Below are 17,928 nucleotides of genomic sequence, written 5' to 3'. Positions count from 1 at the left end.
AATATTTCCATTGAGAAATATTCCATCTGGAAGGAAAATGCCCGCCCATGATCTGTGCCGACACCACCCAGCCCCCCAGCTTTGGCCTGTTGCTGCGGCAAGTCCGCGATGGCCTCGCCCGGCAGCTTGATGCCTCCATGGCCGAGGAAGACCTCGGCCTTGGATTCAGCCACTACATCGGTCTGAAGACCTTGATGCACATGGCGCCCTGTACCGCCAACCAGCTTGCACGCGGCCTGGACCAGGTCCCCAGCGCGGTGACCCGTCTGCTGGACAAGTTCGAAGCGCTTGGTTGCGTGCGCCGCGAGACGCATGCGCAGGACCGTCGTGCATTGCAGATCGTGCTCACCGATGAAGGCCGTGCCCTGTGGCTGCGCTTGAAACAGCGTGGCGACAAGGTGATGGAAGACGCCATGCGTGACCTGCAGGTGGAGGAGCGGGAGATGTTGATGTCCCTGCTGCTCCGTATACGTGACTCCTTGATGACCCCATGAAAACCATGTCCTCCCCCACATCCCTGGTTTCACCCGCCCGCGGCCTCCTGGCCGCGGCGCTGGTTCTTACGCTGGCCGCCTGCGCCAGCAGCCGTGGCCTGCAACCGCAGGGACGACTGCTGGATGCCGACAGCCTGCACAGCAGCCGCAGCCTGGCCGGTACGTCGCTCAGCTCAGCGGGCTTTCCCGCCGCCGACTGGTGGCGTGCACTCGCCGACCCGCAGTTGGATGCGCTGATCGACGAAGCCCTGCGCGGTTCTCCTTCGCTGGAAGCCGCCGACGCGCGCCTGCGCCAGGCCCAGGCACACGCCGCCAGCAGCAATGCCGAGCGCAAGCCCAGCCTGTCGTTGTCACCGGGCTACACCGGCATGCGTCTGCCCGAATCCATGGCCGGCGATGAAATCGGCGGGCATTACATGGGCAGCGTGCAGGCCGTGGCCAACTTCAGCTATGGCGTCGACCTATGGGGCGGCAAGCGTGCCGCCTGGGAAGCTGCCGTCGACAGCGGCCACGCCGCTGCCGTGGATGCGCAGGCTGCGCGCCTGGACCTGGCTGCCGCCATCGTCCAGGGCTACGTGCAACTGGCCCATGCCGGGCAACTTCAGCGTGTTGCCAATGACGAACTGGCGCGCGCCGAGAAGACCTTGCAGCTGACCCGCCAGCGTCGCGCCGCCGGTATCGACAGCGAACTGCAGGTGCAGCAGGCACAGGCACGGCTGCCAGCCGCACAACAGCAGCAAGTGGCCGCGCAGCAGCAGATCGATGTGTCGCGCAATGCGCTGGCCGCGCTGCTTGGCAAAGGACCGGATCGCGGCCTGGACATCAAGGTTCCGAATGAATTGAATCCGCTGGCCCTGCAGCTGCCAGGTGTAGTTCCCAGCGAACTGCTGGGCCGGCGTCCGGATATCGTTGCCGCGCGCTGGCGCGTGGAAGCGGCGGACAAGCAGGTCAAGGTGGCCAAGACCCGTTTCTATCCCAACCTCAACCTGACCGCCTTGGGCGGGGTCGTGTCCAAGGACCTGGGCAGCCTGCTGGAAAGCGGCTCCACCTTCGGCCTGCTGGCGCCTGCGCTGAGCCTGCCGATCTTCGATGGCGGTCGCCTGCGCGCCGGCCTGGCCAGCAGCGATGCCGACTATGACCTTGCCGTGGCCAACTACAACCACACCCTGGTGGAGGCCCTGCGCGACGTTGCCGACCAGGTCAACGCCAGCCGTTCGCTGGCCGAGCAGGTGCAGGCGCAGCAGCAGCTGCGTGGCATCGCGCAGACCGCCTACGAGCTTGCGCAGCAGCGCTACCGCGCTGGTATCGGCAATTACCTCGATGTACTCAGCACCCAGGACCGCCTGCTGCAGGCCGACCAGGGGCTGAGCAACCTGCAATCACAGCAACTGCTGTCTTCGGTACGCCTGAGCACCGCCCTCGGCGGCGGCTTCCAGCCCACCGCCGACACGGCGCCGGCCGCTGCCGCCGGCAACGACACCACGCATTCCTGAGAGTCCCCCGAATGAGCCAGACAACCTCCCCCGATGCGGCAGCCGCCGCTCCGAGCCGTCGCGGCAAGCTGCTGCGCGGCCTGTTGTTCGTCATCATGATCCTGCTGGCAGCGTTTGCCGCGTGGTACTACTTCCTGGGCCGCTGGGCCGAGGAAACCGACGACGCCTATGTCGGCGGCAACCAGGTGCAGATCACCCCGCAGATCACCGGCACCGTGGTGTCCATCGCCGCCGATGACGGCATGAAGGTGGAGCAGGGCCAACTGCTGGTGCAGCTGGACCCGGCCGATACCGAAGTGGCGATGCAGCAGGCGCAGGCCAACCTCGCCAGCACCGTGCGCCAGGTGCGCGGCCTGTACCGCAGTGCGGAAGGTGCGCAGGCGGAATTGAACGCGCGGATGGTGTCGGTGAAGCGTGCTCGCGAAGACTTCGCCCGTCGCCGTGACCTTGCTGCCAGCGGTGCCATTTCCAATGAGGAACTGGCCCACGCCCGTGACGAGCTGGCCGCTGCCGAGGCCGCCGTTGCCGGTTCGCGCGAGACCGTCGAGCGCAGCCGCGCGCTGATCGACGACACCGTCATCGCCACCCAGCCGGACGTGCAGGCGGCTGCGGCACAGCTGCGCCAGGCCTATCTCAACAACGCACGTGCCGGCATCGTTGCGCCGGTCACCGGTTATGTTGCACGTCGCTCGGTGCAGGTCGGCCAGCGCGTGCAGCCGGGTGCGGCCTTGATGGCGGTGGTGCCGGCCGAACAGATGTGGGTGGATGCGAACTTCAAGGAAACCCAGCTGCGGCACATGCGCCTGGGCCAGGAAGTGGAGCTGCGCTCGGACCTGTACGGTGGCGACGTGACCTACAAGGGTCATATCACCAACCTCGGCCTGGGTACCGGTTCGGCGTTCTCGTTGCTGCCGGCGCAGAACGCCAGCGGCAACTGGATCAAGATCGTGCAGCGCGTGCCGGTGCGCATCGCCGTCGACGCCAAGCAGCTTGCCGAGCATCCGCTGCGCCTGGGTCTGTCGATGAAGGCCGAGGTCAACCTGCACGACCAGAAGGGCACGGTGCTGCCGGCCGATGCAGCCAAGGGCACGGTGTACGGCACGCAGGTCTATGCCAAGCAGCTGCACGATGCCGACGCGCTGATCCACAGCATCATCCAGGACAACCTGCCGCAGTCCGCGCGCGCCAGCTGAGGTCACCATGTCCGCTCAAGCTCCCACGGCGCCGGCCACGACGTTCGGCGCAGGGCCAGCCAATGTTGCATTGTGCACGGCCGGCCTGGCGCTGGCCTCGTTTATGCAGGTGCTGGATACCACCATCGCCAATGTCTCGTTGCCGACGATCGCCGGCAACCTCGGCGCCAGTTCGCAGCAGGCGACCTGGGTCATCACCTCGTTCGCGGTCAGCACGGCGATTGCCTTGCCGCTGACGGGGTGGTTGAGCCGCCGCTTCGGTGAAGTGAAGCTCTTCATCTGGGCGACCATCGCGTTCTCGATCGCCTCGCTGTTGTGCGGCATCGCCCAGAGCATGGGCATGCTGGTGGTGTCGCGCGCGCTGCAGGGCTTCGTGGCCGGGCCGATGTACCCGATCACCCAGTCGCTGCTGGTGTCGATCTATCCACGGGAGAAGCGCGGGCAGGCTTTGGCCTTGCTGGCGATGATCACCGTGGTCGCGCCGATTGCCGGTCCCATCCTCGGTGGCTGGATCACCGACAACTACAGCTGGGAATGGATCTTCCTGATCAACGTGCCGTTGGGCATCATCGCCGCGGCGATTGTCGGCAGCCAGCTGCGCCATCGCGTGGAAACCACCGAGCGGCCGAAGATGGATTACGTCGGCCTGGTCACCCTGGTGATCGGCGTCGGCTGCCTGCAGCTGATGCTGGATCTGGGCAACGAGGAAGACTGGTTCAACTCGACCAAGATCGTGGTGCTGACCTGTATTGCTGCGGTGATGCTGGCGGTGTTCGTGATCTGGGAGCTGACCGACAAGGACCCCATTGTTGACCTGAAGTTGCTGCGGCATCGCAACTTCCGCGCCGGCACCTTGGCGATGATTGTTGGTTACGCGGCGTTCTTCTCGGTGGCGTTGATGATCCCGCAGTGGTTGCAGCGTGACATGGGCTATACCGCGATCTGGGCCGGCCTGGCCACTGCGCCATTGGGCATCCTGCCGATCATGGTGGCGCCGGTGCTGGGCAAGTTCGGCCACAAGGTCGACATGCGCTACCTGGCGACGATTGCGTTCTTCGTGTTGTCGATGACCAGTTTCATGCGCTCTGGCTTCAACCTGCAGGTCAACTTCGAGCACGTTGCCGGCGTGCAGTTGCTGATGGGTGTTGGGTTGGCGCTGTTCTTCATGCCGGTGTTGCAGATCCTGTTGTCCGACCTTGACGGCCGCGAGATCGCCGCCGGCTCTGGCCTGGCGACCTTCCTGCGCACCTTGGCGGGCAGCTTCGCGGCGTCGCTTACCACGTGGTTGTGGGCGCGTCGGACTCAACAACATCATGCTGATCTGACCGAACATGTGTCGCTATACGATCCGGGCATGCATCAGCAGGTGACCGCGATGGGGCAGGGCGATCTGCAGCATGGTGCGGCGGTGCTCAACGAGATGATCAATCACCAGGCCTCGCAGATGGGCTTCAACGACATCTTCCTGCTGCTGGGCTGGGTGTTCCTGCTGATCATCGGCCTGGTGTGGCTGGCCAAGCCCCCGTTTGGTGCGGGTGCTGGTGCAGCGTCGGCAGGTGGTCACTGATCCTTGTTTGTGGGAGCGGCGTAAGCCGCGAAGCCGACTGCAATGAAACTACAGCGAAGCCCGCAATCGGATAGATTGCGGGCTTCGCTTTTATCTGTAGTGCCGAGCCATGCTCGGCAATCGGGCTTCACCGGTAAAGCCTCATGCCGAGCATGGCTCGGCACTACAGGTTGGGATTGTCGGTAAAGCCTCTGCCGAGCATGGCTCGGCACTACAAAAACATCGGGCACAAAAAAACCCGCTTTCGCGGGTTGTTTCGTTTGAGTCGTGGTGCCCAGGAGAGGACTCGAACCTCCACGGAGTTGCCCCCGCTAGCACCTGAAGCTAGTGCGTCTACCAATTCCGCCACCTGGGCGACTCAGGAGACGAATTGTGCCGAGTGTGAAGAAAACTGTCAACGATTTGCGCGAAGAAATTTCACGTCGAGGGAGACCGCCGTAGTGCCGAGCCATGCTCGGCAGGGGCTCTACCGGTAAAGCTTCTGCCGAGCATGGCTCGGCACTACCGTTGGGATTATCGGTAAGGCTTCTGCCGAGCATGGCTCGGCACTACAGGTAAAACTGCGGGCACAAAAAAACCCGCTTTCGCGGGTTGTTTCGTTTGAGTCATGGTGCCCAGGAGAGGACTCGAACCTCCACGGAGTTGCCCCCGCTAGCACCTGAAGCTAGTGCGTCTACCAATTCCGCCACCTGGGCGACTCAGGAGCGACATTATGTAGGACGTTTCTGGTGCCGTCAACAGGTTTGTGAAGAAAAAGCGCGGTGAGCGTAGCCCGGGTAAGCGCAGCGCACCCGGGGGTAGCCACGGCTGCCTTCCAGCGTTGGGGGAGACCCGGGTGCGCTTCGCTTACCCGGGCAACCGCGGCCTGTTTGTTCGAACCGCAGAAACGAAAAAACCCGCTTTCGCGGGTTTGATCTTGAAACGTGGTGCCCAGGAGAGGACTCGAACCTCCACGGAGTTGCCCCCGCTAGCACCTGAAGCTAGTGCGTCTACCAATTCCGCCACCTGGGCACTTCAGGCCGCGCAGTTTGCAGAGGATGCGGATCTTTGTCAACGTTTTTTCACAAACATCTGCAGTGATCGTGTGCGCACCCTGTACACCTAGGTCCATGTACCATGGAGGCTGATGAAAAACAAAAAGACCACTGGGGCCGACAAGGCCCGCAAGTCCGCCACCGGCAGCAAGCCGGGCAAGGCGCCGGGCAAAGCCCCCAAAGCAAAAACCGCCAAGCTGCCGCCATGGATGCCGGAGAGTCTGTCCGCACCGGCGAAAGCGGGCGCAACAAAGCCAGGCAAGGCCGGCCCTCGCGCCGCCACCAAGCCCGGCAAACGCAAATTCACCGACGATGCCGCCCCGCAGAGTTTCGTGCGCGGCCGTCGCAAGTCCGGTCCACCGCTGGCGGCTTACGATGATCCGTATGCATCGCGCGAAGCCGAGCGCTACGCGCAGCCGATTGCCAGCCGCGAGGCCATCCTGCAGTTGCTGGACCGCTGTGAAGGCCCGCAGAACGCCGAGGAAATCGCAGCGGCCTTGGGCCTGACCGAGCCGGATCGCGCCGACGCGCTGTCCAAGCGCCTCGGCGCGATGGTGCGCGACGGTCAGCTGGTGCAGAACCGCCGCGGCGGCTTCGCACCTGTCAGCCAGTTGAGCCTGATCCCGGGTGTGGTCATCGCCAACCCGGAAGGCTTCGGTTTCCTGCGCCCTGACGAAGGCGGCGACGATCTGTTCCTGTCGCCTTACGAGATGCGCAAGGTCATGCACGGTGACCGTGCCTTGGCCAACGTCACCGGCATCGACCGCCGTGGCCGCCGTGAAGGCGCCATCGCCCGCGTGCTGGAACGTGGCGTCAACCGCCTGATCGGGCATTTCAGCATCGAGGCCGGCATCAGCTACGTGGTGCCGGACGACAAGCGCATCCAGCGCAACATCCAGATCCCTGGCGACCTCACTGGTGGCGCCAAGGACGGGCAGTTGGTCGTCTGCGAGCTGACCCATGCGCCGGATTCGCGGCGTCCGCCAATCGGCAAGATCATTGCCGTGCTCGGCGACAAGCTGACCCCGTCGCTGGTGGTGGAAACCGCCATCCACGGCCATGAGCTGCCCTACGAGTTCCCGCCGGAAGTGCTGGACGAAGCCACGGCCGTGCCGTTGACGGTGGAAGCCTCGATGATCGGCAAGCGCGTGGACCTGCGTTCCATGCCGCTGGTCACCATCGATGGTGAGGACGCCAAGGACTTCGATGACGCGGTCTATTGCGAGCCGAACCGCGACGGTTTCCGTCTGGTGGTCGCCATTGCCGACGTCTCCAACTATGTGCGTCCCGGCACGCCGCTGGATGACGAAGCCCAGCGCCGCGCGACCTCGGTGTACTTCCCCGGATTCGTGGTGCCGATGCTGCCGGAGACGCTGTCCAACGGCATCTGCTCGCTGCGGCCGAAGGAAGACCGCATGTGCTTCGTCTGCGACATGCAGATCGGGCGCGATGGCCAGGTCAGCGAGTCGAAGTTCTACGAAGCGGTGATGAATTCACACGCACGCCTGACCTATACCCAGGTGTGGGCAGCGGTGGGCGAGGACGATGCAGATGCCAAGGCCTTCATCGGCCCGCTGCTGCCGCAGATCCAGAACCTGCACCAGCTCTACCGCATCCTGTCCAAGGCGCGCGAGCGCCGCGGCGCCATCGAGTTTGAATCCTCGGAAGTGCGCTTCGTGCTGGACAACCGTGGCGAGGTCACCCAGGCCGGCATGATGGTGCGCAACGACGCCCACAAGCTGATCGAGGAGTGCATGATCGCCGCCAACGTGGAGGCCGCGCGCTACCTGCTGTCCAAGCATGTGCCGGCGCCGTTCCGCGTGCATGAGCGGCCGCCGGAATCCAAGTTCGCCGACCTGCTGGAGTTCCTCAAGGAATTCAAGCTGAGTCTGCCGCCGTGGAGCAAGGTGCAGCCGGGCGATTACACCAAGCTGCTGAAGAAGGTGCGCGAGCGCCCGGATGCGGCGTTGCTGGAGTCGGTGCTGCTGCGCAGCCAGTCGCTGGCGGTGTATTCGCCGGACAACAACGGTCACTTCGGCCTGGCGCTGGAGGCCTACGCGCACTTCACCTCGCCGATCCGTCGTTACCCCGATCTGCTGGTCCACCGCGCCATCAAGTACGCGCTGACCGGTGGTCCACTCGACAAGTACACCTATACCCCGCGCGAAATGGCGGCCTTGTCGCTGCAGTGTTCCGAGCGTGAACGCCGTGCCGATGAAGCCGAGCGTGAGGTCGACGAGCGTTTCCGTGCCGCATGGATGGAAAAGCACGTCGGCAGCCAGTTCGATGGCGTGATCAGTGGCGTGACCAGCTTCGGCCTGTTCGTCGAGCTGGACGAGTCCAAGGTCAATGGCTTGGTCCACGTGACCCAGCTGCCGCACGACTATTACCAGTTCGACCCGATCCGCAAGACGCTGAGCGGCGACCGTCGCGGCAACGAGTTCCGGCTCGGTGACCGGGTCCGCATCCTGGTGCTCAAGGCCAGCATGGAAGAGCGCAAGATCGACTTCCGGCTGGTCGAGAAGCTGGATGGCGAGCCGCTGGAGGAAGGCCTACCGCCGCTGCCCGAACGGGGCAAGCCAGCCAAGCGCAGCAAGCAGAAGTATTGATGCCGGAAGCGGCCCTCGCAGCAGCGAAGGCCGCCTTTCCCGCACCCCGCAGGCCGGTGGCAGCTGCGGGCCGGGCCGAATCGGCCTACCATTGCCACCCCCAGAAGTCCCCATGTGACGCCCATGAGCAAGCAGAACCAGTGGATCGTCGGCGTCAATGCCGTTGCTTCGTCGATCGAGAAAGACCCCGAAAACGTCCGCGAGGTCCTGATCGAGGCCGGCGCCAAGAACCCGCGCCTGGTTGAAATCGAGGAAGAAGCCCTGCGCAAGGGCATCGACGTACGCAAGGTCAACGCCCAGGCGCTGGGCGGCGTGGCCGGCCAGGTCCGCCACCAGGGCGTGGTCGCGCGCTATGCCGCGCCCAAGCTGTGGGACGAGAACGAACTGAAGGGCCTGATCGAAGCGGCCGAAGGCAAGGCGCTGGTGCTGGTGCTGGACGAGGTGCAGGACCCGCACAACCTCGGCGCCTGCCTGCGCAGTGCCGCCGCCGCTGGCGTCACCGCGGTGGTGATCCCCAAGGACAAGAGCGCCCCGGTCAATGCGACCGTGCGCAAGGTCAGTGCTGGCGCGGCTGACAGCATCCCGGTGGTGTCGGTGACCAATCTGGTCCGCTGCATCAAGGACATGCAGAAGCTGGGCGTGTGGGTGTATGGGCTGGCCGGTGAATCGGAAACCACCATCCACAAGCTCGACCTGCGCGGCAACGTGGCGCTGGTGATGGGCGGCGAAGCCGACGGCATGCGCCGCCTGACCCGCGAAACCTGCGACCAGCTGGTGCGCATCCCGATGCCGGGCGACGTCGAGAGCCTCAATGTATCGGTGGCGACGGGTGTGGCATTGTTCGAGGCAGTCCGCCAACGCCTTTAAGGAACACCATGCCCCGTACACCGCACCGTCTTTTACTCCGATTGACCGTGGCGCTGGCGGGGCTCTGCGTCCTGGGCGCCGCCGCCCAGGACGCACCGCGCCAACGCGCGCGTGAGCTGGGCGTCGCGCCCGGCATCTTCAGCCCCGGCAGCAACAATGCGATCACCGATGTGGCTGGCGTACGTGTTGGCCAGGTAACGCTGAGTACCGGCAACACGGTACGCACCGGCGTTACCGCGATCCTGCCGCACCCGGGCAATGCCTATCGCTCGCGGGTGCCGGCGGCGCTGCATGTTGGCAACGGCTTCGGCAAATTTGTCGGCAGCACCCAGGTCAACGAACTGGGCGAACTGGAAACCCCGATCCTGCTGACCTGCACGCTGTGCGTGTGGAAGGCGGCCGATGCGATGGCCGAGTGGATGCTGGCGCAGCCGGACATGCAGCAGGTGCGCTCGTTGAACGTGGTTGTTGGTGAAACCAATGATGGCGGCCTCAATGACATCCGCGCACGGCCGGTCACCGCCGCTGCGGTGCGGCAGGCATTGGAGAGTGCGAAGAGCGGGCCTGTGCAGGAAGGCAGTGTCGGTGCAGGCACCGGCACGGTGGCATTCGGCTGGAAGGGCGGCATTGGTACCTCATCGCGCAAGCTGCCCGAAAGTCTGGGCGGCTGGACCGTGGGCGTGCTGGTGCAGGCCAATTTCGGCGGTGTCTTGCAGGTGGAAGGTGCACCGGTCGGGCGCGAGCTGGACCGCTATGCGTTCCAGAATGCAGTCGCTGCGCAGGGCAATGTGCGCGGGCTTGCCGATGATCGCGGCGATGGCTCGGTGATCATCGTGGTGGCGACCGACGCACCGTTGTCAGATCGCAATCTGCGGCGTCTGGCCTCGCGCGGAATGATGGGTTTGGGAAGAACTGGCAGCTCCGCCTCCAACGGCAGCGGCGACTATGTACTGGCATTTTCAACGGCCGAATCGGTACGGCGCGGGTTTGATGCGGCGCAGTTGCAGACCACCGAGTTGGCCAACGAGCAGATGAGCGCGGTGTTCCAGGCCAGCGTGGATGCGGTGGAAGAGTCGGTCTACAACGCCTTGTTCATGGCGACCACGGTGAGTGGCAATGGACAGACGGTGGAGGCGATTCCGCTGGACAAGGTGCGGGAGGTGTTGCAGCGGCATGGGGTGGGGCAACAGGAGCGGTAGTTCGCGCGGGGTGTTGCAGATCGCAGCAATGTCGGACGCAAGCCCTTCTCCCGCCTGCGGGAGAAGGTGGCGCGAAGCGCCGGATGAGGGGAGCTTTTGATGTTGCTTTGCTAGAAGCTTCCCCTCACCCCAACCCCCGCTCCGCGCCCCGGCCCTCGCGTCGCCGCGAGGGCGCTCCAAGAGTCGCGAACCAATGGTTCGCAAACGCCTCTTTTCGCCCCGCAGGCGGGAGAGGGGCTTAAGTCGGTTTACTGGTTCGTCACCACCGCCCCACCACCCAGCGCCTTGTACAGCGTCACATCATTGACCAGCTGGCTGCGCTTGGTCTGCGCCAGCGACAACTCGGCGTTACGGCGGGTCTGCTCGGCTTCCAGCCAGGTACGCAGATCGGTAGCACCAGCGCGATAGCGCACCTCATACAAACGCGCGATCTCCACCGCCTCGTCGTATGAAGCCTGCGCAGCAGCGACCTGCTCAGCCAGGCGCGTGCGTGCCGACAAGGCGTTGTCCACTTCCGATAGCGCGGTGTACAGCGTGCGACGGAAATCATTGGCGGCGATCTGGTACGACAGATCCGCCGACTTGATATCCAGTTGCATCTGCCGGAACTTCAAAAACGGCAGGCTCAGGCCAGCACCCAGTGTCGCCACCGGGTTGGTCAGCACATCCCCCAACGAGCTGCTGGAACTGCCTACCGAACCACTGAGGCTCAGACTCGGGTAATAGCTGGTCGCGGTCACCTTGATGCTCTTCAGCGACTGCCGCAGGCGCAGCTCGGCAGCCCGCAGGTCCGGCCGGCGTGCCAGCAACTCGGCCGGCATGCCTTCGACCAAGGCCGGGCTCTGCGCGACATCCAGATTCTGTGGCTCATTTGCCAGTGGCCAAGGCTGGCCATCGAGCAGCACGGTCAAAGCATTGCGGGTTTCCACCCGTTGTTGCTCCAGCTGCGATTGCGCGGCCTTCTGGCTCTCGATGTTCTGCTGCGCCTGGCGCACTTCCAAACGCGAAACGCCGCCGGCATCGAACTGGGTCTGCACCAGGGAAGCAGTGCGCTGCAGGCGCTCAAGATTGGCCTGGCCGGTGGCGATCGCCTGGTTGAGATAACCCAGCTGCCAGTACAGCTCGGTGCTCTGGCCAACAAGAGTGAGCGCGGTGCTCTGCAGGTCCTGCGCGGTGGCCTGCGCTTCCCAGCGGGCGATGTCGCGCTGGCCGCGCAGCTTGCCCCACAGGTCCAGCTCCCAGCCCAGCGACACGCTGGCGCTGTTGTTGCGCGACCAGTCGTCGCTGCTGTCGATGCTGCGGCTGCTGTTTGCGCTGACCGAGCCGCTGGCTTGCGGCCACAGGTCGGCGCTGGCCAAGCCAGCCTGGGCGCGGGCACGTTCCAGCTTCAAACCGGCCGAGGCCATGTCGGTGTTGCTGGCCAGCACGCGTTCGATCAGCAGGTCCAGGTTCGGATCGGCGAAGCCCTGCCACCAGGCATCGGCATGTATATCGGCAACCGGTGCGGTCACTTCGTGCTCGATGGCCTGCACCGGCGCATTGGCAGCGGCATCGCCACGGCCGTAGACAGAGGGCACGCGCAGGTCGGCAGCTGGATCAGCGCTGGACGTGGTGGCGCAGCCGACCAAGGCAGCGGTCAAGGCGGTGGAAAGCAGCAGGGGGCGCAGTGATTTCATGGTCATCTTCATTCGCGGGCCAAGGCCTCGACCGGGTCGAGCTGGGCGGCATTGCGGGCCGGCAGGAAGCCGAATGCCACGCCGATCAGGGTCGAGCAGGCAAAGGCGGCAACGATCGAGCCGGTGGAGAACAGTAGGGTGAAGCTGGCGCCAAAGGTCTGGAAGGCCCAGCCGATGGACAGCGCCAGCGCGATGCCAAGCACGCCGCCGAGCAGGCAGACCAGCACCGCTTCGATCAGGAACTGCTGGCGGATGTCGCTTTGCCGCGCACCTACCGCCATGCGCACGCCGATTTCGCGGGTACGCTCGGTCACCGATACCAGCATGATGTTCATCACGCCGATGCCGCCGACCACCAGTGCAATCGCGGCGATCGCACCGATCAGCAAGGTCATGGTCTTGGTGGTGGACTCGATGGTTTCGCGGATCTCGGCGGTGTTGCTGAGGAAGAAATCCTCCGTGCCGTGGCGCAGCGTCAACAGCTTGGTGATCGCCGACTGCGCCGCATCCATCGGCGTGTCGTCCTTGATCCGCAGGGTGATGCTGCTCAGGTAGCTCTGCCCCAGCATGCGTGCCATCACCGTGGTGTAGGGCACCCAGACGTTGAGGTTGGTGCTGCCGCCAAAGCCCATCGACTGGCGCTTGGCAATGCCGATCACCCGCGCCGGCACATTGCCCAGCAGCACGACCTTGCCAAGCGGGTCGTCAGTGCCGAACAACTGGGTGCGCGTGTTCTCGTCGATCACCACCACCTGCGCCAGGCCCTTGACCTCGCTTTCGTCGAAGTAGCGGCCGCTGACCAGGGTCATGCCCTTGACCCGGAAGTACTGGTCGCCGATGCCGGCGACCTGCGCCGACGCGGCCTTGTTGCCGACCCGCGCGGTCACCGAGCTGGACACGCTGGGGGTAACGCTGTCGATGTAGCTCTGCGTGGCCAGTGCCTCGGCATCGCTGCTCTTCAGTGTCTGCACGCGGGCCGAGCGCATGTCGCCGAAGCCTCGGCCCGGGTAGACGTCGATGGTATTGGTGCCCAGCGAGGAGATGTTCTGCAGGATCTGCTGCTGCGAACCATTGCCCATCGCCACCACCGACACCACCGAGGCGATGCCGATGATGATGCCGAGCATGGTCAGGAATGTGCGCAGGCGGTGCGCGTTCATTGCCAGCAAGGCCATGCGGAAGGCTTCGACGAAGCGATCGCGGGCGGCCTGGAAGGCACTGCCACCGGTGCGCACTGGCTCGGCCCGTTGCTGGGTCTGCAGTGCCGGCACCTTGTCGTTGCGACGGTCGGCGATGATCTCGCCATCGCGGATCTCGATGATGCGCTGGGCGTGCTCGGCCACATGCATGTCGTGGGTGACGATGATGATGGTCTGGCCTTCGGCATGCAGCTCGCCGAGGATGCTCATCACTTCTTCGCCCGATGCGCTGTCCAGCGCGCCGGTGGGTTCGTCGGCCAGGATCACCTCGCCACCGTTCATCAGCGCACGCGCGATGGAAACGCGCTGCTGTTGGCCGCCGGACAGCTGGCCCGGCTTGTGGCCCATGCGGTCGCTCAGGCCAAGGCGGGTAAGCAGGGCTTCAGCCCGTTCGCGCCGTGCCTCGTGCGGGGTGCCGGCGTAGATTGCCGGCACTTCGACGTTGCCGCGTGCGTCCAGATCACCCAGCAGGTGATAGCGCTGGAAGATGAAACCGAAATGCTCGCGGCGCAGCTCGGCCAGTTCGTCCGGCTGCATGCGGCCGGTTTCACGCCCGGCCACTTTGTACGAGCCCACGGTGGGGCGGTCCAGGCAGCCGAGGATGTTCATCAACGTCGACTTGCCCGAGCCGGACTGGCCAACGATGGCGACCATCTCGCCGGCATGGATGTCGAGATTGACGTCCTTGAGCACGGCGATGGTTTCCTCGCCGGCCGGGAACTCGCGACGCAGGTCGCGCAGTTGCAGCAGCGGCTGGCTCATCGGCGCGGACCACCCATCATCGGGCCCATCGGGCCGCGCTGGTTGCTGCTGCTGGATTTTTCGCCGGCGGTGACTTCGCCGACCACCACCAGCTCGTCTTCCTTCAGGCCTTCCAGCACTTCGACGTTGGAGCCGTTGTTGAGGCCGACCTTGATCGTGCGCGGCTCCGGCTGGCCGTCCTTGTTGACCACGCGGACCACGTAGCTGTTGCTCTTTGCCAGTGCGGCGGCATCCGGCTGGCGACGCTGCTGGCGCTGGCCTTCCTGCTTGCTGCGGGCGGCGCGCTGCTCGCCATTGGCGGCATTCGCGCCGGGGCCACGGCCGCCTTCCGGCACCTTGGGGCCGAGTGCGACGGTGGGGATCAACAGCGCATCCTTGGCCTGCGCCAGCATCACCGAGACCTGGGCGGTCATATCGATGCGCAGCGTGCCGTCCGGATTCTCGACGTCGAACAGTGCGTTGTAGTACACGGCCGTGCTGGAGCTGGACGAGGACGAACTGCTGGAGGTGGTGCTGTCGGTGCTGATCGAGGCCGGCGCCGGGTTCACCGTACGCAGCTTGGCTTCGTACTTGTGGTCCGGGTTGCCGAGGATGGTGAAGTACACCGGCATGCCGGGCTTGACCTTGACCACGTCGGCTTCAGAGATCTCGGCATTCACGGTGACCAGATCCAGTCGTGCCAGCTTGACGATGGTCGGCGCGGACTGGTTGGCGTTGACCGTACGGCCTTCTTCGGCAACCACCGCGACCACGGTGCCATCGATGGGCGCGGTGATGCGGGTATAGCCGAGGTTGGCCTGGGCGGTGCCCAGCTCGGTTTCACGCTGGCGGATCTGCGCATCGAGCGCACGGATCTGCGCACGGGTGCTGGCCAGGTTGGCCTCGGCCGACTCGTAGTCGGCGCGTGAGGTGGCTTCGGCCGCCAGCATTTCCTTCTGGCGGGCGAAGGCCAGCTCGGATTCCTTCAGCGAGGCGGTCTGCACCGCACGCTGGGCGCGGATGTTTTCCAACGCCGCCTCGGCGTTCTTCAGGCTGTTCTCCTGGGTGACCGAGTCGATCTCGGCGATCAGGTCGCCTTGCTTGACCACATCACCGAGCTGCACCTTCAGCACCTTGATCTGGCCGGAGGCCTGCGCACCGACACTGACCAGCTTGTAGGCGTCGATAACGCCGGTGGCGTCGACGGTCTGTTCCAGGTTGCCGCGGCTGACCGGCGAGGTCGCCAGTGACGGTGCGGCGGGCTTGCGCGTGGTCCAGTAGATGCCGCCGGCGATCAAGGCGACGATGGCGACGGCAAGCAGGATGCGGTTGCGGCGGGAGGAGGGCAGCAGCTTCACGGTGGTTGGACACTCATTGGCCGCAGTGGCGGCGTCGGGATCCAGTGTCGCCAGCGCGAGCGTGTGGCTCAACGCTCGTTATGTGTCGGCATGTATCCTGTTCAGGCTCCCATGTATCGTTGTGTATCAAGCCCGGCGCTGGATACACGCAGACACATCGGCGTGTACACATGACGATCCGCTAGCGTGGATCATGGCGCCATGACGGACATACAGACCATGCACCGCTTGTTGGTGGTAGACGACGACAGTGACATCCGCAGCCTGCTGGCCGAGCAACTGGGCCGGGCAGGCTATGCCGTGAGCACGGCCGCCGATGGCAACGAGATGCGTCAGGTATTGGCGCGCGAGCACATCGACCTGATCGTGCTCGATCTGAACCTTCCGCGCGAGGATGGCTTGGCGCTGTGCCGTGAACTGCGCGTGCGCTCGACCACGCCGGTGATCATGTTGACCGCACGCAGCGAGCCTATCGATCGCGTGCTGGGGCTGGAAATGGGCGCCGATGATTACCTGGCCAAGCCATTCGAGCCACGCGAACTGCTGGCGCGCATCCGTAATGTGTTGCGCCGGACCGAGGCCTTGCCGGCCAACATGGAACCGTTGGCAATGCGCCGGGCGCTGTTTTCCGGTTGGGTGTTCGATCTGGAACACCGGCACCTGATTGATCCGGCCAAACGGGTGGTGATGCTGTCCGGTGCCGAGTTCCGCCTGCTGCGGGTGCTGGTGGCGCATGCCAACAAGGTGTTGTCGCGCGAGCAGCTGGTGTCGCTGAGCAGCGGCCGCAACTACGAATCACAGGACCGCGCCATCGACCTGCAGATCAGCCGCCTGCGGCAGAAACTGACCGATGCTGGCGGCGCTGACGGGTTGATCAAGACCGTGCGCAACGAGGGCTATGTGTTCGCCAGTGCGGTGACCCTGGAATGAAGCGCCTGCGCCTGTTCCTGTCATCGATGGCCGGGCGGCTGTTCGTCATCCTGCTGGTCGGCATGATGGTGGCGGCGATTGGCGCCACATTGCTGGCCGAGAGCCGTCGCCAGCAGGAGTTCGAGCGGCAGAACCTGGCCCGCATTGCGGACCGCCTGCAGGGCTTCGTCAATCTGCTGGATGGCAATCCGGAGCTGCGCAGCCGCTTGCTGGCGGTGGGCGGGCCCAATGTGCGTGAGGTCAAAGGCGAGGTCCGTACCGGGGACATGGACAGGGCGCTGATGGACGTGTTGGCCGCCCGCGGTGGCGCCCTTGCCGGTGCCCAGGTACGGGCCAGCAGCTTCCGTGCCTGCATGCCACCATTGCCGGAATTCCTGCCGCCGCCCGATCGCGGGCAGCGTCCTTCGCACCGGCACGAGCGCGACCCGGCGTTCACTCCACCGCGCTGCCGGTTGGTGGAGTTGAAGCTCAGCGACGGCACGCCGCTGCGGTTGGCGTTGGAGTACCCGGCGATGGCACGGCGCTCGGCGGCGGCATTCGATCCATGGTTCCTGTCGCTGCTGGCGCTGGCGATTGGTTTGTTGGCTTACCTGGTCGCACGTATCGCCAGTTCGCCACTGCAGCGCTTGGCAACCCACGCCACCGAACTCGGCCATGACCTGCAGCGCGCACCGCTGCCGGTGTCCGGGCCGCTCGAAGTGCAGCGCGCCGCCGAGGCGTTCAATGCCATGCAGCTGCGCCTGCAGCGGCACCTGGGCGAGCGCACGCAGATGCTGGCGGCGATCACCCATGATCTGCAGACGCCATCAACGCGGTTGCGGTTGCGTCTGGAAAACGTGCAGGACGAACAGCTGCGCGAGCGCCTGATTGGTGACCTCGCCGCGATGCAGGCCTTGATCCGCGAAGGGCTGGAGCTCGCACGCAGCGCCGAGAGTGCCGAACAACGCGCGGCGCTGGATCTGGATTCACTGCTGGAAAGCGTGGTTGAAGACGCCGCCGAATCCGGTCACGAAGCGGTGCTGGAACAAGGCAGCGGGGCCGTGCTGATGCTGCGCCCGTTGGCAATGCGGCGCTTGTTCTCCAATCTGGTCGACAACGCGGTGAAGTACGGCCGTGCCGCGCATGTAAGCGCACGCCGCGACGGCGCTGCCGTGGAGGTGCGGGTGCGCGACAGCGGGCCGGGCTTGGCCGAGGATGAGCTGGAAGCGGTGTTCACCCCATTCCTGCGGCTGGAGACCTCGCGCTCACGCGAGACCGGCGGCGCCGGTCTGGGCCTGACCATTGCCCGCGCCCTTGCCGAAAAAGACGGTGCAAGCCTGATCCTGCGCAACCACCCGCAAGGTGGCCTGGAAGCCATCGTCCGCTGGGAAGCACCGCAGTGGCCAGCCAACAGCCAAGACCGGTGATGTTTGTAGGAGCGGCGTCAGCCGCGAAGCCATAGATTCCCCCGGCGGCACCACTGGCAAACCACTGTCGGCATTTCGAGCGCAGGAAGCTGCAGCTGCAATCTTGCAGAACCCCAGCTTCGCAGCTGACGCCGCTCCCACAAAAGCGAGTGAGCCAGGATT

12 protein-coding genes and 3 tRNA genes are annotated in these 17,928 nt (G+C 65.1%); 9 read left to right on the top strand and 6 right to left on the bottom strand.

Annotated elements, in window-relative coordinates; all coding sequences use genetic code 11:
* Positions 1–47: 47 nt before the first annotated feature.
* The 4 genes from Q5Z11_RS13720 to Q5Z11_RS13705 are packed head-to-tail and all read left to right on the top strand — an operon-like array spanning position 48 to position 4,747.
* Positions 48–494, top strand: a complete 447-nt coding sequence (locus Q5Z11_RS13720; protein WP_303746916.1) for a MarR family winged helix-turn-helix transcriptional regulator — start codon at positions 48–50, stop codon at positions 492–494.
* Positions 495–499: 5 nt separating this feature from the next.
* Entirely contained in the window at positions 500–1,987 is a 1,488-nt protein-coding gene (locus Q5Z11_RS13715) for an efflux transporter outer membrane subunit (protein ID WP_303746915.1), read from the top strand.
* 11 nt (positions 1,988–1,998) lie between these two features.
* Positions 1,999–3,180, top strand: a complete 1,182-nt coding sequence (locus tag Q5Z11_RS13710) for an HlyD family secretion protein (protein WP_303746914.1) — start codon at positions 1,999–2,001, stop codon at positions 3,178–3,180.
* A 7-nt stretch (positions 3,181–3,187) separates the two neighbouring features.
* Entirely contained in the window at positions 3,188–4,747 is a 1,560-nt protein-coding gene (locus Q5Z11_RS13705) for a DHA2 family efflux MFS transporter permease subunit (RefSeq protein WP_303746913.1), read from the top strand.
* A gap of 268 nt (positions 4,748–5,015) precedes the next feature.
* On the opposite strand, the gene Q5Z11_RS13700 is transcribed toward Q5Z11_RS13705, so the two are convergent.
* From Q5Z11_RS13700 to Q5Z11_RS13690, 3 genes are all read right to left on the bottom strand, one after another.
* Positions 5,016–5,102: transfer RNA gene (locus Q5Z11_RS13700), tRNA-Leu, on the bottom strand.
* Between the two features lie 253 nt (positions 5,103–5,355).
* Positions 5,356–5,442: transfer RNA gene (locus Q5Z11_RS13695), tRNA-Leu, on the bottom strand.
* 229 nt (positions 5,443–5,671) lie between these two features.
* Positions 5,672–5,758 (bottom strand) — tRNA-Leu (locus tag Q5Z11_RS13690).
* 115 nt (positions 5,759–5,873) lie between these two features.
* Here Q5Z11_RS13690 and rnr point away from each other — a divergent pair.
* The 3 genes from rnr to Q5Z11_RS13675 all read left to right on the top strand — a co-directional run bounded on the left by rnr (position 5,874) and on the right by Q5Z11_RS13675 (position 10,456).
* Positions 5,874–8,390: a ribonuclease R gene (gene rnr / locus Q5Z11_RS13685; RefSeq protein ID WP_303746912.1), complete on the top strand. Its 2,517-nt coding sequence runs from the start codon at positions 5,874–5,876 to the stop codon at positions 8,388–8,390.
* 123 nt (positions 8,391–8,513) lie between these two features.
* Positions 8,514–9,257: a 23S rRNA (guanosine(2251)-2'-O)-methyltransferase RlmB gene (rlmB, locus tag Q5Z11_RS13680; RefSeq protein ID WP_282273113.1), complete on the top strand. Its 744-nt coding sequence runs from the start codon at positions 8,514–8,516 to the stop codon at positions 9,255–9,257.
* Between the two features lie 8 nt (positions 9,258–9,265).
* On the top strand, positions 9,266–10,456 hold the full coding sequence (locus Q5Z11_RS13675) for a DmpA family aminopeptidase (RefSeq protein ID WP_303746911.1): 1,191 nt from the start codon (positions 9,266–9,268) through the stop codon (positions 10,454–10,456).
* A gap of 248 nt (positions 10,457–10,704) precedes the next feature.
* Here the strand turns inward: Q5Z11_RS13675 and Q5Z11_RS13670 are convergent, their stop codons facing one another.
* Genes Q5Z11_RS13670 through Q5Z11_RS13660 form a run of 3 tightly spaced genes read right to left on the bottom strand, consistent with a single transcriptional unit; the run spans position 10,705 to position 15,430 of the window.
* Positions 10,705–12,132 (bottom strand): efflux transporter outer membrane subunit, encoded by a 1,428-nt coding sequence (locus Q5Z11_RS13670; protein ID WP_303746910.1) that lies wholly within the window; start codon positions 12,130–12,132, stop codon positions 10,705–10,707.
* 8 nt (positions 12,133–12,140) lie between these two features.
* Positions 12,141–14,093: a MacB family efflux pump subunit gene (locus Q5Z11_RS13665; RefSeq protein ID WP_303746909.1), complete on the bottom strand. Its 1,953-nt coding sequence runs from the start codon at positions 14,091–14,093 to the stop codon at positions 12,141–12,143.
* Positions 14,090–15,430, bottom strand: coding sequence for an efflux RND transporter periplasmic adaptor subunit (locus tag Q5Z11_RS13660; protein ID WP_303750046.1), 1,341 nt, complete (start codon positions 15,428–15,430; stop codon positions 14,090–14,092). The genes Q5Z11_RS13665 and Q5Z11_RS13660 overlap by 4 nt, the downstream gene beginning before the upstream one ends.
* A gap of 219 nt (positions 15,431–15,649) precedes the next feature.
* Between Q5Z11_RS13660 and Q5Z11_RS13655 the strand changes: the two genes are divergently transcribed.
* Both Q5Z11_RS13655 and Q5Z11_RS13650 read left to right on the top strand, forming a co-directional pair.
* Entirely contained in the window at positions 15,650–16,360 is a 711-nt protein-coding gene (locus Q5Z11_RS13655) for a response regulator (protein WP_303750045.1), read from the top strand.
* The gene (locus Q5Z11_RS13650; protein ID WP_303746908.1) at positions 16,357–17,766 is read left to right on the top strand and encodes an ATP-binding protein; all 1,410 of its coding nucleotides are present in this window, start codon (positions 16,357–16,359) and stop codon (positions 17,764–17,766) included. The genes Q5Z11_RS13655 and Q5Z11_RS13650 overlap by 4 nt, the downstream gene beginning before the upstream one ends.
* Positions 17,767–17,928: the final 162 nt, after the last annotated feature.

Source organism: Stenotrophomonas sp. 610A2 (genome assembly GCF_030549615.1).
In the GTDB taxonomy this organism is placed as follows: Bacteria; Pseudomonadota; Gammaproteobacteria; order Xanthomonadales; family Xanthomonadaceae; genus Stenotrophomonas; species Stenotrophomonas pigmentata.
Note: the sequence above shows the minus strand (reverse complement) of the source record. Positions and strands in the feature narration are given on the sequence as shown.